General features: G+C 29.9%; 25 protein-coding genes. 9 read left to right on the top strand and 16 right to left on the bottom strand.

Annotated elements, in window-relative coordinates; all coding sequences use genetic code 11:
- Positions 1–18 precede the first annotated feature (18 nt).
- The 9 genes from Q0J35_RS06000 to mqnP all read right to left on the bottom strand — a co-directional run bounded on the left by Q0J35_RS06000 (position 19) and on the right by mqnP (position 5,667).
- Positions 19–624, bottom strand: a complete 606-nt coding sequence (locus tag Q0J35_RS06000; protein WP_297194121.1) for a NapC/NirT family cytochrome c — start codon at positions 622–624, stop codon at positions 19–21.
- A gap of 3 nt (positions 625–627) precedes the next feature.
- A complete protein-coding gene (locus Q0J35_RS05995; protein WP_297194119.1) occupies positions 628–1,071 on the bottom strand; it encodes a cytochrome c3 family protein in 444 nt (147 codons plus the stop codon).
- Positions 1,071–1,877, bottom strand: a complete 807-nt coding sequence (locus tag Q0J35_RS05990; protein WP_297194117.1) for an FAD-binding protein — start codon at positions 1,875–1,877, stop codon at positions 1,071–1,073. Before Q0J35_RS05990 ends, Q0J35_RS05995 begins: the two co-directional genes overlap by 1 nt.
- Entirely contained in the window at positions 1,874–2,053 is a 180-nt protein-coding gene (locus Q0J35_RS05985) for a hypothetical protein (protein WP_297194115.1), read from the bottom strand. The genes Q0J35_RS05990 and Q0J35_RS05985 overlap by 4 nt, the downstream gene beginning before the upstream one ends.
- Before the next feature lie 32 nt (positions 2,054–2,085).
- Positions 2,086–2,619 (bottom strand): FAD-binding protein, encoded by a 534-nt coding sequence (locus Q0J35_RS05980; RefSeq protein ID WP_297194113.1) that lies wholly within the window; start codon positions 2,617–2,619, stop codon positions 2,086–2,088.
- A gap of 208 nt (positions 2,620–2,827) precedes the next feature.
- Entirely contained in the window at positions 2,828–3,790 is a 963-nt protein-coding gene (moaA, locus tag Q0J35_RS05975) for a GTP 3',8-cyclase MoaA (RefSeq protein WP_297194111.1), read from the bottom strand.
- A 1-nt stretch (position 3,791) separates the two neighbouring features.
- Positions 3,792–4,304 carry a hypothetical protein gene (locus tag Q0J35_RS05970; protein ID WP_297194108.1) on the bottom strand — a complete coding sequence of 171 codons (513 nt, stop codon included), beginning with the start codon at positions 4,302–4,304 and terminating at the stop codon, positions 3,792–3,794.
- Positions 4,301–4,801, bottom strand: a complete 501-nt coding sequence (locus Q0J35_RS05965; RefSeq protein WP_297194106.1) for a hypothetical protein — start codon at positions 4,799–4,801, stop codon at positions 4,301–4,303. Before Q0J35_RS05965 ends, Q0J35_RS05970 begins: the two co-directional genes overlap by 4 nt.
- Positions 4,798–5,667: a menaquinone biosynthesis prenyltransferase MqnP gene (gene mqnP, locus Q0J35_RS05960; protein ID WP_297194104.1), complete on the bottom strand. Its 870-nt coding sequence runs from the start codon at positions 5,665–5,667 to the stop codon at positions 4,798–4,800. Before mqnP ends, Q0J35_RS05965 begins: the two co-directional genes overlap by 4 nt.
- 71 nt (positions 5,668–5,738) lie before the next feature.
- Between mqnP and miaA the strand changes: the two genes are divergently transcribed.
- Positions 5,739–6,614 carry a tRNA (adenosine(37)-N6)-dimethylallyltransferase MiaA gene (gene miaA, locus Q0J35_RS05955; protein WP_297194102.1) on the top strand — a complete coding sequence of 292 codons (876 nt, stop codon included), beginning with the start codon at positions 5,739–5,741 and terminating at the stop codon, positions 6,612–6,614.
- On the opposite strand, the gene sppA is transcribed toward miaA, so the two are convergent.
- Together sppA and Q0J35_RS05945 are read right to left on the bottom strand one after the other, a co-directional pair.
- Positions 6,600–7,472 carry a signal peptide peptidase SppA gene (gene sppA / locus Q0J35_RS05950; protein ID WP_297194100.1) on the bottom strand — a complete coding sequence of 291 codons (873 nt, stop codon included), beginning with the start codon at positions 7,470–7,472 and terminating at the stop codon, positions 6,600–6,602. The genes miaA and sppA overlap by 15 nt on opposite strands.
- A complete protein-coding gene (locus Q0J35_RS05945; protein WP_297194098.1) occupies positions 7,463–8,680 on the bottom strand; it encodes an aminofutalosine deaminase family hydrolase in 1,218 nt (405 codons plus the stop codon). The genes sppA and Q0J35_RS05945 overlap by 10 nt, the downstream gene beginning before the upstream one ends.
- 100 nt (positions 8,681–8,780) lie before the next feature.
- Here Q0J35_RS05945 and aroQ point away from each other — a divergent pair, with 100 nt between their 5' ends.
- From aroQ to fliY, 8 genes are read left to right on the top strand one after another with little or no spacing between them, the layout of a single operon-like run.
- Positions 8,781–9,245 (top strand): type II 3-dehydroquinate dehydratase, encoded by a 465-nt coding sequence (gene aroQ, locus Q0J35_RS05940; protein WP_297194096.1) that lies wholly within the window; start codon positions 8,781–8,783, stop codon positions 9,243–9,245.
- Positions 9,246–9,248: 3 nt separating this feature from the next.
- Positions 9,249–9,740 (top strand): 2-amino-4-hydroxy-6-hydroxymethyldihydropteridine diphosphokinase, encoded by a 492-nt coding sequence (gene folK / locus Q0J35_RS05935; protein ID WP_297194094.1) that lies wholly within the window; start codon positions 9,249–9,251, stop codon positions 9,738–9,740.
- The gene (gene flhF, locus Q0J35_RS05930; RefSeq protein WP_297194092.1) at positions 9,740–11,080 is read left to right on the top strand and encodes a flagellar biosynthesis protein FlhF; all 1,341 of its coding nucleotides are present in this window, start codon (positions 9,740–9,742) and stop codon (positions 11,078–11,080) included. Before folK ends, flhF begins: the two co-directional genes overlap by 1 nt.
- The gene (gene flhG / locus Q0J35_RS05925) at positions 11,080–11,943 is read left to right on the top strand and encodes a flagella biosynthesis ATPase FlhG (protein ID WP_297194089.1); all 864 of its coding nucleotides are present in this window, start codon (positions 11,080–11,082) and stop codon (positions 11,941–11,943) included. Before flhF ends, flhG begins: the two co-directional genes overlap by 1 nt.
- Before the next feature lie 15 nt (positions 11,944–11,958).
- Complete coding sequence (locus Q0J35_RS05920; protein ID WP_297194086.1) at positions 11,959–12,330, top strand: hypothetical protein; 372 nt, start codon at positions 11,959–11,961, stop codon at positions 12,328–12,330.
- Positions 12,302–13,009, top strand: coding sequence for an RNA polymerase sigma factor FliA (locus Q0J35_RS05915; protein ID WP_297194084.1), 708 nt, complete (start codon positions 12,302–12,304; stop codon positions 13,007–13,009). Before Q0J35_RS05920 ends, Q0J35_RS05915 begins: the two co-directional genes overlap by 29 nt.
- Positions 13,002–14,090, top strand: coding sequence for a flagellar motor switch protein FliM (gene fliM / locus Q0J35_RS05910; RefSeq protein WP_297194082.1), 1,089 nt, complete (start codon positions 13,002–13,004; stop codon positions 14,088–14,090). The genes Q0J35_RS05915 and fliM overlap by 8 nt, the downstream gene beginning before the upstream one ends.
- Positions 14,087–14,923: a flagellar motor switch protein FliY gene (gene fliY / locus Q0J35_RS05905; RefSeq protein WP_297194080.1), complete on the top strand. Its 837-nt coding sequence runs from the start codon at positions 14,087–14,089 to the stop codon at positions 14,921–14,923. Before fliM ends, fliY begins: the two co-directional genes overlap by 4 nt.
- Before the next feature lie 112 nt (positions 14,924–15,035).
- Here the strand turns inward: fliY and Q0J35_RS05900 are convergent, their stop codons facing one another.
- The 5 genes from Q0J35_RS05900 to Q0J35_RS05880 form a co-directional block, all read right to left on the bottom strand.
- Positions 15,036–15,707, bottom strand: coding sequence for a hypothetical protein (locus tag Q0J35_RS05900; RefSeq protein WP_297194078.1), 672 nt, complete (start codon positions 15,705–15,707; stop codon positions 15,036–15,038).
- Between the two features lie 252 nt (positions 15,708–15,959).
- Complete coding sequence (locus Q0J35_RS05895; protein ID WP_297194076.1) at positions 15,960–17,063, bottom strand: Cj0814 family flagellar-dependent secreted protein; 1,104 nt, start codon at positions 17,061–17,063, stop codon at positions 15,960–15,962.
- A gap of 57 nt (positions 17,064–17,120) precedes the next feature.
- A complete protein-coding gene (locus Q0J35_RS05890; protein ID WP_297194074.1) occupies positions 17,121–18,107 on the bottom strand; it encodes a Cj0814 family flagellar-dependent secreted protein in 987 nt (328 codons plus the stop codon).
- Positions 18,108–18,156: 49 nt separating this feature from the next.
- Positions 18,157–19,230, bottom strand: a complete 1,074-nt coding sequence (locus Q0J35_RS05885; RefSeq protein ID WP_297194072.1) for a Cj0814 family flagellar-dependent secreted protein — start codon at positions 19,228–19,230, stop codon at positions 18,157–18,159.
- Positions 19,231–19,245: 15 nt separating this feature from the next.
- Positions 19,246–19,776 (bottom strand): hypothetical protein, encoded by a 531-nt coding sequence (locus Q0J35_RS05880; RefSeq protein ID WP_297194070.1) that lies wholly within the window; start codon positions 19,774–19,776, stop codon positions 19,246–19,248.
- Positions 19,777–20,046: the final 270 nt, after the last annotated feature.

The raw sequence follows: 20,046 nt of genomic DNA, 5'->3' as shown, positions 1-20,046 counted from the left end.
TAAACTAGGGATTTATCCCTAGTTATTAGTTTTAGCTCTTAGTGCTTCCCATTCTTCCCAGCTTGAAGCTTCTTTTGATTTGAGCTTAAATAAAGTGCCGCCCAAATTCTTGTGTCCTACATGCTTATGACAATCTGTGCATTTCATAGCCTCATCACTGTCTTTAAATTCTATGTATTTTTGGTGCATTTTGTTTATCGTAGAAGTTTTTAGCTCATTTGCTTCAACAAAGGCATTATTATGGCAGTTTAAACAAGAGCTATCAAATGTATAATATTTTCTAGCATGTTCTCTGTTTGCAAGCCAATCTTTTTCATTTGGATCCCCAGTTAGCGTTGTAAATCCTTCAGCTATGCCATTTTTTGCTTTTGTGTAGAGATAATTTACTATATTATCGTGTGGTAAATGGCATTGAGTGCAAGTAGCTTGAACGCCTTTTGGATTGCTAGCACCATGCACGGGATCCATAACGTTTGTCTCAGCTATAGCCCCGTCCCAAGCGTGACAAGAGCCACAAAATGGATATTCTCCTGTAACAACTACAGCTTTATATCCTAAGGAGGTTAATACAAGTGTAACTACAACCGTTGATATTATAATCAAATATATTGTTTTATTTTTCATAATCTACCTCGCTATCAGCTTTTGCATAACTTCTTGTACGTGGCAAGAAGCACATAAAACTTTTTGATTGCTTATGTGTTCTGGTATGTTTTTCACTTGTGAAACCGTGTCTGTGTGACTTTTGTGACAAATATCGCAATCTAAGCTTTCATAATGAGGGCTTTTATGTATATTGTTATTATGCCCTAAACCACTAGTATAATCAGCTAATTTTTCATAATCCCCGTGACATTTTTGACAAGATTTATTCATAGCACTTGAATACTGTGTAGCCTCTTTTTCAAGGTGGCAATCAGAACAGGAAAGATTTAGCTTTTTGTGTATCCCATATATAGGAAAGCTATTTTCATCAAATTTGCTTACAATCTCTCCTTTAGAATCTCTTAAATTTTCATCGGCTAAAAGCAAAACACAAAATAAGCTAACAAATAAAATTACTAGTTTCATCACACACTCCTTATTTCATTATATCTTTTTGCTAATGCCTCTCCTGCACGCATTCCATACACTAAACAATCAAGCACAGCACAGCTACCAAGTCGGTTATATCCGTGCCTACCTCCTGTTAGCTCTCCACAGGCATATAAACCTTTTATAATATTTAAATCATTGTCATAAACTTCGCACCAAGTGCTAGTTTTAACCCCTCCCATACAGTGATGAACTTTTGGTCCAGGTCTTGCTGCAAAAAATGGTGCTTTTTCCACTTTTATATATTTACCTTTGAATTTTGAGAAATTTCTTCCAAATTCAGGGTCTGTGTATTTTTCATTTTTACTTGCCTCATCTACAAAAGAATTATATCTTTTGAGTTGCTCTAAAAATGGTTCTTTGTTTATTTTGTAGTAATCTATCAACTCATCTAAGGTTTCAAACTGTCTTACAGCACCAGCTAAAACCCCTCTTTGTAAATCTGGAAGTTTTATCGTTTTTGCACCATTAATATCAGTTATAACGATAGGTGGCACGCCATCATTTTCTGCAGTAACCTTTAGTATGGCATCAGAGCCAATTTTTCTGTCTGAAATCTCATTAAAAAACCTAAGCCCAGTTTTTGGATTTATCGCTATACCATAATCATAAGCTTGTGTAATAAAACGGTATCCAAAGCCAAAACCACCTTCATCAAAGCTTGTAACATGCATACTTTGTATATATTGCATATCTACAAATTTTACATTATCTTTAAGTAAAATTTCAGCTGTGTAACCTGTAGCACCTTGGTGATTAGTTGTTTTAAATTCTTTTGTCAAGCTTTCATCAAATTTTTGTCTAAAACGGTAATCAGCACCCCAACCACCTGATAGTATCTTACTTGACCGCTTTTGTTGTCTGCTTCTATGGCATCTGGATCAAAGTTAAACTGGTATTTTTCACGAACTTTAAGACCTATTACATTTCCATTTTTATCATAAACTATGCCATCCATTATAGTTCTAGTTTGAATTTTGCCACCATCGTTTAAAATCTTTTTTGTAAAGGACGAGTTATATAGCTACCAACTCCAGGAGATAAAGATCTAGCCACAGAATGCCCACCGCTTCTAGTTAATTGAGAGAATTTCACTCCGCTTGCCATAAGCCATTCTAATGTTCTTGGAGCATCTTCTACCATTATATCTACAAGCTCTTTATCATTTATATTATGTCCGCTTTTTAATATGTCAGCTACAAATTTTTCCTTTGAGTCTTCTACGTTTTCTTCTTTTTGAAATTTAGACCCAGCAACGGCTATTTTACCACCACTATATGCACTATTTCCACCAAGATAAGGCATTTTGTCTATCATTATTACATTTTTGACACCGTTATCTAATAGACTTTGCATAGCTGCAGAACCAGCATAACCTGTGCCAACTACTATCGCATCAAATTCCTTATCCCATTTTAGAACGTCTTTTTCGGAGATTCTAGCAACAGCACTAAAAGGAAAAGCACAAATTCCAATACCTCCTGCTATGACTTTTAAGGCTTTTCGCCTTTCTTTGAGCTCCATATCTCCTCCTCATTTATATTTTGTTTATTTTATAAAAAATATAAAAAAAGTAAAGTATTTTTTTAAAAAACTTATATTTTTTTAAAATTTATAATTTAAAAAACTTATATTTGTAAGATATATAATTAGCTATTTTTGTATTTTGTAAAAAAATAAGTATAAAATAATAAGAATATTCTTATTATTTGTAGCAAAAAAAAGAGATATTTTATCCACCTGTTTGATAAAAGGCTCTTTGAGATTTTTCTTTATATGCATTCCATTTGTTTTTTTCTGGTTTATTTTTTATAACTGTATATAAAATTTCACTAGCTTTTTTTATATCTTTGTTTTTAATAGCTTCTTTTATACTTAAAGCTTCATCAAAATACAAGCAAGGCACTAATAAACCTTCCGCTGTGATACGAATTCTATTGCAAGTGTTGCAAAATTCATCACTATGAGGCTCTATAATGCCAAAAGTATAGTCATTATCTATTTTATAAAGACTTACAGGAGATGAGGTATCTTTTTCTTGCTTTTTGATATTGTATTTTTTTGACAAAATCTCTAAAATTTTTTCACAATTTACTGAATTTAGCTGTCCGTAAGCGTGAGTGTTTTCCATAAATTCTATGAACCGTATTTGCACTTTTTTGCTTTGTGCAAAATCAAGCAAAGAAATAAGCTCATCATCATTTATACCCTTTAAAACAACGGTATTTAGTTTTACTATAAAGCCTAATTTTATCGCCTCATCAATACCTTCTAAGACATTTTCCAAAACATCTTTTTGAGATATTTTTTTAAGCTTATTAGCATTTAAAGAATCAAGGGAGATATTTATTCTTTTAAGACCAGCATCTTTTAAGGCTTTAGCTTTATCTTTCAAAAAAAATGCATTGCTTGTAAGAGCTAAATCTACTGTGCTTTTGTATTCAAATATCATTCTTATAAAATCTTGTAAATTTTCTCTTAATAAAGGCTCTCCACCCGTTATCCTAATTTTTCTTATTCCAGCGTCTATGGCAACTTTTACAAACAAAAATAATTCATCAAAACTTAATAAATTTTCATCTATTTTTTTATCTGGCGGAATTTTTGGCATACAATAAAGGCAGCGAAGATTGCAGTTGCTAGTTACTGATACTCTTAAATAATCAATCTTTCGGTTGTAAGAATCAATTAGCATTTTATTCCAAAATTTTTCTAAATTTAAGTGCAAATTCTACATTGCCCGTGCTTATACGAAGGTCTTTTGCTATTTGTTCTATGCTCTTTCCTTTTTGAAATAAATCCACTATTTTTTGTTCTTCATCTTCATAGTTTGGAGTTAGTTTGCTCATATTTTGTGTTTTTTGTTCTAAACTTGATAATCTATTTTCTTGTTCATTTTGAAATTCTTCTATAATATCTTCAAAGCCTCTTAAGCTTTTTAAAACGGGTAAAATTTTGCTATTTACTTCCTTGTCTATTAGAAATGAAATTTCAGCTTTTATTTCATCTAAATATGAACTCATATCAGGAGCATCGCTTTTGCTTTCTAAATCTTTTCTTAAAAAATGCAAGTCTTTATTTATATCTTCTATGGCATTTTCAAGTTTTCTAATTTTTGCAGAATTTTCTTTATCTTTTATAAAAACATAAGCAACTAGGGCGAGCATCAAGATAAGTAGAAAAACCAAATAAAGCAAATCTTCACTCATACATCATCCTTTTTTCTTTCTTTTAAGAATTCTCTTTGCATATTTGCTACAAAGTTATCATATAAAATTTTATCATCATTTCTAAATTTATTTATTTTTGCTATATTTTTATCTATTGCTTTTACAAAAAATGCAATATCATTACCTTCTAAACGAAATCTAAAATAATAATCCTCTTCTTCTTTAAGCAAGGGATCTTTGATTTTTATGTATTCATAGTGTATCGCACAAGCTAAAGTTGAATACTTAAGCTTTAAAAAATTTTCTTTATTATCAATCTTTGATTCTAGCCTTAATATATCGTTTTTTATAGATAATAACAATTTAAAAAGCACCTCTTCACTGTCGCTAAATTCTGCTTTAGAAGCCATTTTTTTGAAGCTAGCTAATTTAGCGTTTGTGTTTAAAGCAAAATATTCTTGTAAAAGATATTCCTCATCTTGTTTGCTTTCCTGAAAATCGACTTTAAAACTAGCGTTAAATAAGGTTAAGCTCACAATAAATCCGCCCAAACAAATATAAAAAATACTATGCTTAAGTAACCATTTAATGTAAAAAACGCTTTATCTATGTTTGCAAAATTTTTTCTTACTATTAGCTGCTCTAAAAACAATATAATAGCACAAAGTGCTATGCCTATAAAACTTATATAAGAAAGCTTGGCTTCATAAGCAAACCAAATCCAAAATACAATGGCTAAAAAATGAAAAAAAGCTGATAAAAATAAAGTGGTTTTAATGCCAAATTTAGCCGGTATGGAGTGGAGTTTTTTTATCCTATCATACTCCATATCCTGAATGCTATAAAGTAGGTCAAATCCAGCTGTCCAAAACATAATACCAATGCATAAGATTAAGCTATAAAGCTTTATTTCTCCTAATACTATAACAGAACCAGCAACTGAAGCAAGCCCTAAACAAAACCCTAAAACAATATGTGCTAGAGACGAAAATCTCTTAAAAGTAGAGTAGGCTGCTAGTATAAAAAGTATCAAAAAAGAAAGATAAAATGCTAAATCGTTGATAAAATAGGTAGCAAGTATAAAAATAAGTGCATTTGATACTATGAATACAAATACCGATTTTCTATCTATACGACCGTTTAAATTTGGTCTTTGCTTGCATCTTGGATTGTCTTTGTCTATATCCTCGTCCAAAAAGCGATTTACAGCCATAGCGAAATTTCTAGCACTAACCGCACATATTATGCCTAAGATAAGCACTTTAAAACCAAACCAGACACTGTCATTTTGAAAATTTGAAGCTACCATCATAGAAACAAATAAAAAAGGTAGTGCAAAAATAGAATGCTTAAATACTACAAGCTCAAGCAAGACGCATAATTTCATATACAACTTTTTCATACTATCTCTTTTAAAAATAAAATTTTGTTATGATTATACTAAAAGTAATTAAAAAAAAATGAGGAAAGTTTATGTTTTTTACTTTTGCTTTGATAGGAAGCACTGCAAGTGGTAAAAGTGCTATAGCACATAAGTTAGCATTAAAATACGATTTAGTCATACTTAGTTTAGATAGTTTATGTGTGTATAAACAAATAAATATAGCATCAGCAAAGCCAAGTAAAAAAGATATGAAAGAGGTAAAATATTTTGGTATAGATTTAATAGATGTAGATGAAAAATTTAATGTATCATTGTTTTTTGAAGAATACGAAAGAGCTAAACTTTTTGCAAAGGCTAAAAATAAAGCTTTGTTGATAGTTGGAGGTAGCTCTTTTTATCTAAAATCATTAATGCAAGGTCTTAGCGAATATGTAAAGGATATAGAATGCACCCTTAATAATGATGAACTTTATGAGCTTGTAAAAAGAGTTGATAAGAATGCAAAAATAGAAAAAAACGATATTTACAGACTTAAAAAGTGGTATAGCATATATAAAACAAGTGGTGAAATTCCAAGTGTATTTTTAGCAAAAACTCTCAAAAAACCACCGATTGATAAGCTTGAAATTTTTTATTTAAATTTAGACAAGGAAAAAATAATAAAAAATATAGCATTAAGGACTGCAAATATGTTAGATATCGGGCTTATAAATGAAGCAAAAGAACTTTTTTTAAGGTATGATGAGAGGCTAAAACCCTTAAACTCTATAGGTTTAAAGGAATGTAAAGATTTTCTTGATAATAAAATTTCAAGAAAAGAGCTTGAAATTTTAATAAATACTCATACAGCACAACTTGCGAAAAGACAAAGAACTTTTAATAAAAAATTCACAAGCACAAAACTAAATGAAAATGCTTTTGAAGTGCTTGATGAGTGGCTAAAAAACAAATTAAAAGTAAAATAATTTTAATAAAGACTCCATTATTTCTTTGCTTAAATTCGTGCTTAACTTATCTAAAAAGTCTGTAGTGGAAGGTTTTTCATCTTTCCAAATGGCTTCATTAACTTTGCTTAATTCTTTTAATTTATCTTCCGCCTTTTTTATACTTCCAAGCTCATCTATAAGACCAACTTTTAAAGCCTCGTTTGCTATGAAAATTCTAGCATCTGCCCAAGTTTGAATTTTATTCATATCAAGCTTTCTTTGTTCGGCTACAAATGATGTAAAAACATCATAAACATCATTTATATATTCTTGTATATAAGCCTTGTCTTCATCTTTTAGAGGTTTTGAGAAATTTAAAATTTCTTTGTATTTACCAGCACTAAGACTTTGAGGTTTTATGCCTAATTTTTTTAATGCCTCACTTATATCAACGCTAGAGATTAAAACACCTATGGAGCCTATGATTGAAATAGGATTTGCCATTATATAAGTAGCACTAGAACCAGCCAGATAAGATCCACTTGCCATATATTCTCTAGCATAAGCTATAACCGGCTTTTTTTCTTTAAGTTCTTTTATAGCTAAAGCTATCTCCATACTAGCACCAGCTGCACCTCCGGGAGAATTTATATCAAGCAAAACCCCTTTTATATTATCATCTTCCATTACTTCATAAATTTGATTTACTAAAGTCGTGCTATCTAATATGGCACCGTTTATATAGATTTTTTGTAAATTTTCTATACCTTTTTCGTCTTTTCCTTGTAAAATAAAGATAAGCAGTATGATAAATAACAAAACAAAGGTTTTAAAATATGTATTTATGTATCTTATACAAGCAGATAGAGTTTTGAAAAATGATTTTATTATAGACATTTTTTTCCTTTTATATATAGTTTTTCAGCTTTTTTAGCATTGAGTATGAAATTTAAGACAAGATCTTGTTTATCGCATTCTTGTATCCTAAAAACAGCAAAATCAGCTTCAAAGCCTTTTTTTATCTCTCCTAAGTTCATATTAATAGCCTTTGCAGGTTTTTGAGTAGCCATTAATATAAGCATTTTAGCTAGTTTTTTTAAGTCTAAATCTCTATGTATTAACAAATTTGCCCTTAGTTCATCAAGCATAGAAAGAGATATATTTGAACTAAGACCGTCAGTTGCAAGATGTATGTTTAAACCACTTGTTATAGCTTTTTTTAATTTTAATGTATTTTTGCTTAAAAGCCTGTTTGAAAATGCACAGTGCGATATAGAATGTAAATTTTTATCAAAATTTGAAAAATCATCTACAAAGACACAATGCGTAAAAAGCGTTCTTTGAGCTTTAAAAAGCTCTAAAAAACTTTTTTCACTAAAATTTGGTTTTGAATCTTTTGAAATTTTGTCAAGCCAAGATTTGAATTTTGATTTTGTATTATTAAGCCATAGTTTTTCGTGCTTGCTTTCTAAAAAATGCGTGCTTACTAAGGTTTTATTTTTTTTAGCAAAGTTAATAGCAAATTTAGCTAAATCCAAATTTAAAGAATATGGAGAATGCAAAGATACAGCGGGTATAAAAAGCTCATTTTCATACTCTTTACTTTTATGAAATCTTTTCAAAAAATCTTCTTTTTTTGATTCGTTTAAGTCTTTATTTACACCTAAAATTTCATTAAAAAATATTATTCTAGCAGAGCTTTTTACACAAGCTTTTAAATCGCTACCAAAGCTAGAAATTTCCCCTATTGTCCCGGTGCCACTTTCTTGCATAAGTCTTATATTTTTTAGTATTAATTCTTCTTTTGCCTTTTCATTTAAATTTTCTCTTTTTTTCATTACAGAATTTAGCCAAATTAAGAAATCTCCATAACTCAAATCATATGAATTTGCACTAAATTCTAAGTGAGTATGAGGATTTATAAAAGCTGGCAAAAGTAAAGAATTTTTTTTACAATCTATAAATTCAGCATTTGGGTATTTTTTTTGCATACTTTTTACATCGCCATAATCTATGATATTTTTATCAAAGGCTATAGCATTGTTTTTTAGTATGTTAAACTCATCATCGCATTTTAATATAAATTCCGCACTTATTAAAAACATAAATTTACCTAAATTTTTTTAGTCTTAAGCCTAAATTCTACCTAATTTTAGTTTAAAAATGTTATAATTGATAGCTTAAATTCTTAAAAGGTGGTTTTTAATGAAGGTAATGGTAATTCAAGGACCTAACATAAATATGCTAGGACTTAGAGAAACGGCTATTTACGGACCTATGAAAATGGAAGATATACACGAACAAATGAAAATAGCTGCTTCTCAAAATAATGTAGAGATTGAATTTTTTCAAAGCAACTATGAAGGCGAAATAGTAGATAAAATACAAGAGTGTTTAGGTGTTTTTGACGGCATAGTTTTAAATGCTGCTGCTTATACTCACACTTCCGTTGCTATTAGAGATGCTATAGCAAGTGTAAATTTACCTGTTGTTGAGGTTCATATCAGCAATGTTTATAGAAGGGAAGAATTTAGACAAAAAAGTCTTATAGCACCAGTTTGTGCCGGAACTGTGGTAGGATTTGGTGCTTTTGGTTATCATTTGGCACTTATGGGTCTTTTACAAATTTGTGATCAACTTGCAAAATTAAAGCAAAATCAAGGACAGTGATTTATGTTAAAGATAGAAGGTGCTAGAACTGTTAAAAAGATTAAATTTTTTCCATTTTTTACGAATCTTAGAAACAATGCTAAGTATTTTGCTATAGTCGGTATAGGAGCTAATATAGCCTGTGAAAAGAAAAGATTTAAATCTCTTTTTAGGACATTAATGAACGATAAGAGGATTAAGGTTTTAAGCACCTCTTCTTTACTTATAAATAAAGCTTTTGGTTACGAGTTTCAAAGAGATTTTTATAATGCTGTTATGTTTATACAAACTATTTTGCATGCAAGAGAGCTTTTAAAGGTTTTGTTTTTTTATGAATTTAAATTCAAAAGAAAGAGAAGTTTTAAAAATGCTCCAAGAACGCTCGATTTAGATTTGTTATATTTTAGTAAAAATATTAAACAAGACGAAAAACTTTGTGTGCCACACAAAGGAGTCAATGAGAGAATAAGTGTTATTTTGCCTCTTGGAGAATTGGTTCAAAAAGGAAGATTGTAGTGGGACAGCTTATCCATACCTTTACTGTTGAAGATACTGAAGAGATAATACCTAAGGTAAAACAAGATTTTGGCGATGAGGCTATGATAGTAACTCATAAGCAAATAAAAGCTAAAACCTTGACTCAAAAACCATTATATGAAGTTGTTGTGGCTATTGATGAGAAAGATTATGAAGAACATTTAAAAAAGACTGGAAAGACGCCTGTTAAAAAGGTAGAAAATACTGTAAAACCTAAAGCAAAACAAGAAGATGATGTAGTGCTTGATTTTTCGTCCGCTGCTAAAGATGTGAGAGCTAAAGCTTATGCTAATGTCGATTCTAAAAATAAGCTTGATAATTTCAAAAAAAGACTTTCTGAAGTTAGTTCTGAGATAAACAAAGTAACTAATTTTAATGAACTTAATACCAATTCCGCTGAATACGACAAAAAAATACAGTCATTTGAAAAGCAAATAAACAAACTAAGCGAAAAAGTTGGCTTGATAGTTGATATGATGTGGGAAAGCAAATCAGAATTAAGAAATAATGTTATTATCCCGCCCGAATTTGCTACCATATACAAACAAGCAAAAGAAAGCGGTATGAAAGAAGAGCATTTAGAAGCCATTATGAAAGCAACTGTTGAGAATATGCCAGCTTCAATGAAAACAAATCCAGAAGCTGTTTATAGGTATTTTCATTCTTTGCTTAGAAATATGTTACCTTGTAGAGCAGAAACAGAGATAAAAAAACAAAAAATTATGATGTTGGTGGGACCAACAGGTGTTGGAAAAACTACTACTCTTGCTAAGCTTGCTTTTAGATATGCTTATGGAGATAAGAGATACAAAACAGGTATCATAACGCTTGATACATATAGGATAGGTGCTGTTGAGCAGCTTTTTCAGTATGCAAAAATGATGAAATTGCCTATTATAGATAGCATAGAGCCAAAGGATTTGGACGAGGCTATAAAAACTCTTAATTATTGTGAGGTTATATTAGTAGATACCATAGGAAATTCGCAATATGATCAAAGTAAATTAGCAAAAACTAAAGAATTTTTATCCCATTCTAACGCTGACATAGATGTTAATCTAGTCATTTCAGCTAATACTAAATTAGAAGATTTAATGGAAATTTATAATAACTTTTCTTCTTTTTTGGATATAGACACTATAATAATAACAAAATTTGATGAAACAAAAGTTTTTGGGAATATTTTTTCTCTCATATACGAGATAAATAAACCCATCAGTTTTTTTTCTATAGGTCAAGAAGTTCCAGATGATATAGAGCCAGCTTCTAGTGATTTTTTAGTAAAATGTGTTTTAGAGGGCTTTAAAAGGAAAGAATGATGCAAAATCAAGCTACAAGATTAAATAAACTAATGCAAGATAGCAAGGAAAAAAGAAAAGGAACACATTTTATAGCTGTTACCAGTGGTAAAGGCGGAGTTGGAAAAAGCACTGTTAGTGCAAATTTAGCTAATCTTTTATCAAAAAATGGCTATAAAGTAGCCTTATTTGACGCTGATATAGGGCTTGCAAATCTAGATGTTATATTAAATGTTAGAGCAAATAAAAATTTACTTCACGTCTTGCGGGGTGAGTGTTCTTTAGAAGATATTATCATAGAAGTAAAATCTAACTTGTGGCTTGTCCCGGGAGAAAGTGGCGATGAAATTTTAAAATATAATGATAAAAATATTTATGATAGATTTTTAAATCAAGCCTCTGTTTTAGATGATTTAGATTTTCTCATCATAGATACTGGTGCTGGTATAGGGGGAAATATACAACACTTTTTAGAAATGTCTGATGAGATTATAGTTGTAACTGTGCCAGATCCAGCAGCTATTACCGATGCTTATGCCACCATAAAGGCAACATCAAAAACAAAGGAAAATATCCTTATGCTTTTAAATTCGGTAAAGAGCGAAAGCGAAGCTTTAAGAGTTTTTGAAAACATAAAAAAAGTTGCTGATTCAAACATTAAAAATCCTCTAAATTTAGAATTTATAGGTTATTTAAGCACTAGCAAGGATATTAGCTCTAGTATTAAAAAAAGAAGTTTGTTTTCTGATGAAAATTCTATGTCAAGTGATGAGCTAAGATCTTTAACCTCAAAGCTTTTATATAGATTGGAACAAAAAGTGCTTGATGATGTTTCAAATAGATCTTTTTCTAATTTCTTTAGAAGGATTATAGAAAGATTTTAGATTGAAGGAAATGTTATGAGACCAATGCCAGAAAATTTTGTAGCCTTTTTTTTAGTATGCGGTTTTTTCATAGGCTTAGCATTTAGTGTAGTAAGCATAGACGATCCTTTTGATATAGTAGTTTTTACCCTGCTTATAACCTTTTTATTTTATATACTCATACATATTAGCATTATGTTTTTCATAGATATTAATAAAATAGGCGGTAGAATTTTCAACAAAAATAGCTATGAAAGCACTAGCAATGACATAATAAACGATCTATCTATAAGAGAAAGAAAAATGGAGCATCTTTTACAAAAACTAGAAGAAGAAAGAGAAGAGCTCAAGAAAAACGACTTTAAAGAAAGAAAAAGAAATGCTAAAAAACAACGTCCAGCTGCCTAATGCTTACGCAGAAGCTATAAAAAAAGAACAAGATGAGCTAGTTCTTACTTATATGCCAGCACTTAGGGCATTGGCTTTTAGATTAAAGGAAAGATTGCCATCTAATATAGATGTAAATGATTTGATAAGTGTGGGCGTTGAAGAGATGATAAAGCTTTCTAGAAAATATGATAAAGAACAAAATGATAGCTTTTGGGGATATGCTAGAAAAAGAGTTAATGGATCTATGCTTGATTATCTTCGTTCTTTAGATGTGTTAAGCAGAGGAAATAGAAAGCTCGTAAAAGATATTGATAATTTGATAGATGAATATTACAGAGAGTATGAATGTGAGCCAAGCGATGAATATTTAGCAAATGCTTTAAATTTAGACATAGAAAAGATACGAGAAGCCAAAATAGCACACGAGTTAAGCTATGTTTTGCCTTTGGAAGATCAATTAGAATGTTATAGCGAGGATAGCACCTTAGATAAGATAGAAAAGGAATTTTTTTTACAAAAGATAAATGAAATACTTGATACCTTAAAAGAAAGAGACCAGCTTATACTTCAGCTTTATTATTATGAGGAGTTGAGTCTTAAGGAGATTAGCGAAATTTTAGATATAAGCGAGTCTAGAATATCTCAAATTCACAGGAGATTGATTAAAAAGCTTAGGGAAGGGATTATAAGTGGCTGAGATATTATCACAAGAAGAAATAGATGCCCTACTTGAAGTTGTTGATGAAAACGATTCTGGTATTGGCACTAGAAATAAAGAGGAAAAAGACGAAAGAAATATCGTTGTATATGACTTTAAAAGACCAAATAGAGTTTCAAAAGAACAGCTAAGATCTATAAAAGGCATACACGATAAATTAGCAAGAAATCTCGCTTCCCAAATTTCATCTATAATGAGAAGTATAGTTGAGATAAAGCTGCATTCAGTCGATCAGATGACTTATGGTGAATTTTTGATGTCCTTGCCAAGCCCTACAAGCTTTAACGTGTTTTCTATAAAGCCTTTGGATGGAAACTGTGTTTTAGAGATAAATCCAAGCATAGCTTTTCCTATGATAGATAGACTTTTAGGCGGTCAAGGCGATAGCTATGAGACATTAAGAGAGCTTACTGATATAGAATTAAATTTGCTTGATTCTATACTTCGTATAGTTATGCAAAGACTTAAAGAAAGCTGGTCTAATGTTACTGAAATTTATCCTAGCATTGAAGCTAAAGAATCAAGTCCAAATGTAGTTCAAATAGTCGCACAAAATGAAATCGTCATAATGGTGGTTATGGAGATAATCATAGGTAATTCAAGTGGTATGGTAAATATTTGCTATCCAGTTGTTCATCTAGAATCAGTTTTAAGTCGTCTAGCGAATAGAGATATTATGATGGGTGAGACCTCGGCTAAGAAATCTAGAAATAAAGAGTTAAAAACTTTGATAGGTCGTGCAGAGGTTGTGTATGAAGCTATTTTAGGAAAAACTATGATTTCTGTAGATGAATTTTTGGAATTAAAGCAAGGCGATATACTAAAACTTGATAGACAAGCAGATGATAAAGCTATAGTTTCAATAGATAAAAAAGATGTATTCTTGGCACAAATCGGACTTCATAGATTTAGAAAATCTATAAAAATAGTAGAGCTTATAAGAACTGATAAAGATGAAATTAAAGAAATACTAGAAAAATACGAAGAAGAAAGAAGAGCTAAGGCTAATGTATATAACGATGCTGATATGCAAGAGGAAGAAGAGGAAGAAATTACATGATAAATGATTTTTTAAAAATTTTTACAAATGAAGCAACTAGCACTCTTGAGGGTTTATCTGGAAAATCCGCTGAATTTGGCGAATATCAAGAATTTGATGTAAGCGAACAAGATACTATGAAGCCACCGTTAGTAAATGCGGTGTTTGATGTAAGTGTAGGCGGAAAATTCGCTTTTCTAGCTTCCTCTGTTTTAATGAGTGCTATAGGCGAATGGATGATGGGCGAAGAAGAAATTTCTAGGAATGATCAGTTAAATTCCGATGAAATGGATGCTGCAAAGGAAGCTATACTAAATATAATGTCAGCTTTTTCTACAACTTTAGGAGCACAAAAAGATATACCAAAAATGGAATTTAAGATTGAAAAATGTGAATTTGTAAGTGATTCACTTGATCTTAATGGCTTTCATAAATTGTATTTTTTTGATGTTAAAATATCTGATTTGAATGAAAAAGTAGCCATAGTGCTTGATAAAAAGCTTTATAATTCTTTGACGAAGGTTGAAAATAGCTTTGTTGGAGGAGATTTTGTAGCAGAGGACGATGAGCAACAAATAGGCAATCTTGGAAATTTAAGAAACATAAATTTGATAATGGACGTTCGTCTTCCTATACGAGTTCGCATAGGAAATAAGAAAATGCTTTTAAAAGATGTTTTAACTATGGATATAGGCTCTGTAGTAGAATTAAATCAACTAGCAAATGATCCCTTGGAAATTCTTGTTGGTGATAAAAGGATAGCTTATGGGGAAGTTGTCATCGTGGATGGTAACTTTGGAATTCAAATCACAGAGATAGGAAGCAAGAAAGAAAGATTAGAGCAACTTCGTTAGTTAGCTTAATCCTTTGTTAAGGCGTGTAGTTTTCATCATCGCTATGCAAAAGAAATCCTTTACTTAAGTTAAAAATCAAACATTTAAGCTATTTTTAGAAAAAAGCAAATGTTTAATCACTTATTTTTAACAAACCCTCTAGTAAAGAATTTTTTTGCTCTTGAAAAATATTTATGTATTTTGAGCTTAAAGAGCTATATATATTTATATACCCATTTTCTGCTTTTATGATATTGTTGTTATCTAGCTTTACTTCTGAATCAAAGGCATATTTTCTAATCTTATTTATCTCATCTGTGATTTTTTCATCTGAAATACCTGCCATTTGAAAAAAGGTTTGTGCTATATCCGCTAAGCCACCTAAAAGCATATTTGATACTGAAAAATTTTTTAGCACATCATCGGCAGATTGTGCTATAAGATTTTTATCCTTTGAGTTTAAATTTTCACTAGAATATTCAAGCTCTTTTAAGGTATCATTGTAGCCATTTAAATTTCCTTGATACATAAAATCTTTTATGTGAGTAAGCTTAGCAGCCAAGTCTTCTTTGCCATCTTTTTTTACATTTTCTATAACTTCTTGCATCTTTGATTTTATGGTATCAATGGCGTTTAAAAACTCATCCTTGCTAACCTTACCTAAATTCATAAAGTCTAAATTATTTTCCGTGCTTTTGCTGACCTCTATAAATTCACTTAAAAATTCTTTGTTGTCAAAGCTGGAATTTGAGCTTTTATTTGTTTGGGTATATGTACTAGAATTTAGCGAAGTGTTTATAAACATTTTTAATTCCTTGAACTTATCTTATTTGATTATATCTGCCATTGTAAACCTGATTTGAAAAAAATCTTTAGCTGCATTGAAAATTTTTGTAGCTAAAGGGTTTACGCATGCACCTGTTTTAACTTCTAAAAAGATAAATTTTAACATAAAGTTTAATAAAAATTAATATAAGCATTATTTTATAAAGAAAAAGTTGCTTTCTTGTGTAAAAAAAGAATTTTAAATTTCAAGCTTTTAATTTGCCTCTATCCACTAAACCTTTAAATCAACTTTGTTTTTATCCACCTTAAATAACTTTTCTAATAATTCTAATACATCATTTCCTTTTTTTCTTTCATTTTCTAAGAAAGTTAAAAAGAAGTTTTTAGCTATATCATCATAAGTATAAGTTTGAGATTTACTTTCAGCTTGTATAGGAGTAAATGGTTTATTTTCTCTAGAAGTAGAATTTGTGTAAGGTTCTGTGTTTTCTTGTGAATTTAAGCTTTCTTGCAAATTCACATTTTTATCTTTTAAATTCTTTAACTCAAGCCATTCTTTTTTAAATTCATCTACATTGCTATGTTTTGACATAAGATTTAAGATAGTTTTAAAATCATCTAAAGTTCCACTTGTTAGCATCTCACTAAGCTCTATAGCTAAGGCACTTCCTACCTTACCAAAACCAGCACTCATACCAAGCACGGTTGCCTCACCCTCTAGTATAGCTCTGTGAGGAGAATTTTTAAAAAAGCTTACAAAAAGTCCGCTTTTGCTTAATTTATCATCCTTTAAATAAGCCTCTTTGCTTAATCCTTGTAAAAGCTCATTTATATCTAAATTTTGCTTTGTTTCAAATCTAGAAAAAGTAAAATTTAAAGAAGTGGGCAAGTGTCCTAGCAAATTTGCATTTGAGTTCATTATCTTTGAGTTAAATTCATCATAATTATCGTAAGTCTTTACCACAGCTAAACTTTTTATATTAAGCTCATATCCAATGGCTATGGATTTTAAATCCTCATTGCTCATAAAATCTTTATCACCAAGCTTTAAAGCAGAAAAAACCTTATAAGCATTTTGCATACTCTTTGCTATGTCTATGCTCGTAAAAATATCTTTATTTTTGTAAGAATTTACTAAATTTTCTATATCCTTTGCATAAATTTTAAAGTCTTTTGGAAGTCCCGCAGCTTCGTTAAAATCAGCTGTGAAATATCCTTCCTTATCTACGCCATAGCCTAGAATTTTATTAATAGCTTCGTTTTTGTCTCTTACTAGGTTTTGCTTTAAATTTGTATTTAAAGATGAAGTTTGATTTTTAATATTTTCTAAATTTAGGCTGTATAAAGTTGAAGTGTTAGAGACAAAAGAAAGCATATCTAGCCTTTAAAATTTACTTGTGTTAAAATCGTCAAATTTTAAAAAAGATTTATGCTAGCTTTTTATATCTATTGTCATAAGGTCTATAAAAGTCAAATTTTTCTTAGATAATTCAGTCAAAAGATCTAAAAATGTTTTAGAATTTTCATTTTTAAAACTTAAGGCATTAAGCTTACTTTCTAAAGTTTTTAGATCATCTGTGCTATTTAGTAAGGAAAAAGCATCGGCTAAATTTGCAAAAAAGGTAGAGCTTAATTTTTCATTAAAATTAGCTATATCATCTTTATTTACGTTCTTATCAAATCCTTGTAATTTACCCCAAGCAGTGCTTTCGCCCTCTACTAGATTAAGCCCTGGCACTGCAAAAGCATTTTTAGATAAAAATCCAACTATCATACCACCCATACTTATGGAGCCGTCCTCATTTGTATATTTATCCGCATTTGTATCCCAAGATAAGGCAGTATCTGTGCTTTGCAAGATATTAGGGTTTGTGGGTAAGGTTTTGGAATTTTCATCTGTATTATCTGCATTAAAAAAACTAGGAGCTAGTATTTGATTATTTGAAAGTGTTTTAAATCCACCATTTGAAACTATATCTTTTACCTCTTCATAAGAAAAGGTATTTTCTACATTTAAACTATCTTTGTTTATTATATAAGTGTGTGGAAAGTGATTTTGTATATCATCTTTGCTGAAAGAAGTTTTTGTGCTTAGATGAGGGCTGCTTTGTATGAGCGATGATACTATTTTATAAGCATTGCCAATAGTTTTTGCTATGTCTATATTTTCAAAGGCTTTAACCATAGAACTAGTATTTTCATTTGCCCAAAAATCAACCAAACTTTGCATAGTGCTTGAGTGAATTTTTATATCAGTAGGAATATTTGCAGCCTTATTAAATTCGCTTGTGAAATATCCTTCTTTATCAACCTTATAGCCTAATACTTCGTTTGTATTGTTTGTGGCATAACTTTTTGTATTTATTTTGTTGGATATATAATAATTATTATGTTGATTTGCTACATTTTTTATATACATAAAATATCCTTAACTTTCTTATACCTTTAGAGCATATTTTACAATCTTTTCACACTTTAAAATCTATCTTATTCTTATCTACCTTAAATAACTTTTCTAATAATTCTAAAATATCAGTCCCCTTTTTTCTTTCATTTTCTAAAAAGTTTAAAAAGAAGTTTTTAGCTATATCATCATAAGTAAAAGTCTCACTTTTACTTTCAGCTTGTATGGGGGTGAAGGGTTCGTCTTTGGAATTTTCTTTAGACTTTATATTTTCTTGTGAATTTAGATTTAATTCTTTTAAATTTGACTTTTCATTTTCCAACAATTTATCATTTAAAGCTTTTAATTTCAACCATTCTTGTTTAAATTCATCTATGTCCTGTATTTGCATAGGTAAAAGTAGAATTTTTCTACTTATTTCATCGTTAAAACTATGCGTTATTGAGTGTTTTTTCATAAAATCATTTAATTCTTTTATTTCATCTACACTCATACTTTTATCAAGTCCTCCCATTTTAGCTATAATGGTTGTTTGTCCTTCAAAAAAACCATAATTTCCAACAGCATTCTTTCCTTCCATTGAATTTATAAAGGACATTAAAGCCTCACCCTTACTTAGATAGTCTTTATCAGTTTTCAAATCAAGTTTCGCATTTACCTTAAAAAGCTCATTTTCTTGCGATAAAAACTCCGTCTCATCTTTGTAAATTTTGTCTACCTTAAAAGTATTTGTATCGTATCTAAAATATTTTGGAATTTTAGCTAAATCATCTTTGCTAAAAAAGTCTTTTTGACTTTGAATAAGTTGAGAAAATACTTTGTAAGCATTATTTAAGCTTTTTTCTAGGTTTATTTCTGTGAAAAATACATCTTTTGCACTGCTTCCAAATTGTATAGAATTCAGCAAATCCTTTATATCATTTGTATTTATCTTAAAGTCTTTAGGAATTGCTGCCGCTTCATTAAAATCAGATGTAAAAAAGCCCTCTTTATCTACGCCGTAACCTAGAATTTTATTAACAGCCTCGTTTTCGGGTTTTACTAGGTTTTGGGATGGATTTGTATTTAAATTTTCTAGTGTTTTTTGAGCAAAAACACTAGAACTTCTTTGGGTAGAATGATAGTTAGAAACAAACATTTAAAAATCCATATTTTATTTTGCAATTCTATTAACAGCCCTAGACTGCAATCCACCAAAATATCTATCAAATTGATCTTTATATTTAATGCTTAACTGTCTTACTATTAGATTACTATTTAAAACTTGCTTAGATTGTTTATACATATGCCCTGTTCTAGCATCGTATAATATCGCATCATATGTAAAATAATTATATGGCTTCCCTAAAGACGACACAGACCAGTTGTTTTGTGCCATAAAGCCAACAAAAAGATACAAATCACCATATGTTAAAGCGTTCCATTCTGACAATTCTCTTTGTGTCATAGTAAAATAAGAAGCGGCATGATTAGCTAAAGCAAAGCATTGATTTATACCGCACTGATGAAAACTATCATAATACCCACCCCTAACCTGCTTCTTTTCCTCTAAGCCCAACACCTTTACACCAGGACTTTTTTCAGTGAGTTTGCCATTGGTATAAAAGGCTAGTAAATCAGTAGCAAAAGATAAATTTATAATAAAAGTAGATAAACTTAATACAACAAATATCTTTTTAATCATTAATTTTACTCCTTAAAAAATAAACTATCTTTTAAATTTATATCGTCAATCTTTAATAAAAACTTTATATAATTTATTTTTTAAATTTACATCTTGTGTAAAAAAGAAATGTTTAAATATAAAATTTACAAAACACTATTTATATATATAATAAACTAAATTTTTTTAATCTTTTCACACTTTAAAATCTATCTTATTCTTATCTACCTTAAATAAATTCTGTAATAATTCTAATACATCAGTCCCCTTTTTTCTTTCATTCTCTAAGAA

The sequence above is a fragment of the uncultured Campylobacter sp. genome (genome assembly GCF_944323605.1).
Lineage (GTDB): Bacteria > Campylobacterota > Campylobacteria > Campylobacterales > Campylobacteraceae > Campylobacter_D.
Note: the sequence above shows the minus strand (reverse complement) of the source record. Positions and strands in the feature narration are given on the sequence as shown.

What these genes read in the sequence shown, in the direction of transcription:
- Q0J35_RS05995 (WP_297194119.1), bottom strand. Translation starts at nt 1,071, where the DNA reads ATGAAACTAGTAATTTTATTTGTTAGCTTATTTTGTGTTTTGCTTTTA.
- Q0J35_RS05970 (WP_297194108.1), bottom strand. Translation starts at nt 4,304, where the DNA reads ATGAGTGAAGATTTGCTTTATTTGGTTTTTCTACTTATCTTGATGCTC.
- Q0J35_RS05980 (WP_297194113.1), bottom strand. Translation starts at nt 2,619, where the DNA reads ATGGAGCTCAAAGAAAGGCGAAAAGCCTTAAAAGTCATAGCAGGAGGT.
- Q0J35_RS05880 (WP_297194070.1), bottom strand. Translation starts at nt 19,776, where the DNA reads ATGATTAAAAAGATATTTGTTGTATTAAGTTTATCTACTTTTATTATA.
- Q0J35_RS05985 (WP_297194115.1), bottom strand. Translation starts at nt 2,053, where the DNA reads ATGGATGGCATAGTTTATGATAAAAATGGAAATGTAATAGGTCTTAAA.
- mqnP (WP_297194104.1), bottom strand. Translation starts at nt 5,667, where the DNA reads ATGAAAAAGTTGTATATGAAATTATGCGTCTTGCTTGAGCTTGTAGTA.
- Q0J35_RS05900 (WP_297194078.1), bottom strand. Translation starts at nt 15,707, where the DNA reads ATGTTTATAAACACTTCGCTAAATTCTAGTACATATACCCAAACAAAT.
- Q0J35_RS05895 (WP_297194076.1), bottom strand. Translation starts at nt 17,063, where the DNA reads ATGCTTTCTTTTGTCTCTAACACTTCAACTTTATACAGCCTAAATTTA.
- fliY (WP_297194080.1), top strand. Translation starts at nt 14,087, where the DNA reads ATGATAAATGATTTTTTAAAAATTTTTACAAATGAAGCAACTAGCACT.
- Q0J35_RS05890 (WP_297194074.1), bottom strand. Translation starts at nt 18,107, where the DNA reads ATGTATATAAAAAATGTAGCAAATCAACATAATAATTATTATATATCC.
- folK (WP_297194094.1), top strand. Translation starts at nt 9,249, where the DNA reads ATGTTAAAGATAGAAGGTGCTAGAACTGTTAAAAAGATTAAATTTTTT.
- Q0J35_RS05945 (WP_297194098.1), bottom strand. Translation starts at nt 8,680, where the DNA reads ATGTTTTTAATAAGTGCGGAATTTATATTAAAATGCGATGATGAGTTT.
- Q0J35_RS05920 (WP_297194086.1), top strand. Translation starts at nt 11,959, where the DNA reads ATGAGACCAATGCCAGAAAATTTTGTAGCCTTTTTTTTAGTATGCGGT.
- Q0J35_RS06000 (WP_297194121.1), bottom strand. Translation starts at nt 624, where the DNA reads ATGAAAAATAAAACAATATATTTGATTATAATATCAACGGTTGTAGTT.
- Q0J35_RS05885 (WP_297194072.1), bottom strand. Translation starts at nt 19,230, where the DNA reads ATGTTTGTTTCTAACTATCATTCTACCCAAAGAAGTTCTAGTGTTTTT.
- aroQ (WP_297194096.1), top strand. Translation starts at nt 8,781, where the DNA reads ATGAAGGTAATGGTAATTCAAGGACCTAACATAAATATGCTAGGACTT.
- moaA (WP_297194111.1), bottom strand. Translation starts at nt 3,790, where the DNA reads ATGCTAATTGATTCTTACAACCGAAAGATTGATTATTTAAGAGTATCA.
- sppA (WP_297194100.1), bottom strand. Translation starts at nt 7,472, where the DNA reads ATGTCTATAATAAAATCATTTTTCAAAACTCTATCTGCTTGTATAAGA.
- Q0J35_RS05915 (WP_297194084.1), top strand. Translation starts at nt 12,302, where the DNA reads ATGCTAAAAAACAACGTCCAGCTGCCTAATGCTTACGCAGAAGCTATA.
- miaA (WP_297194102.1), top strand. Translation starts at nt 5,739, where the DNA reads ATGTTTTTTACTTTTGCTTTGATAGGAAGCACTGCAAGTGGTAAAAGT.
- flhG (WP_297194089.1), top strand. Translation starts at nt 11,080, where the DNA reads ATGCAAAATCAAGCTACAAGATTAAATAAACTAATGCAAGATAGCAAG.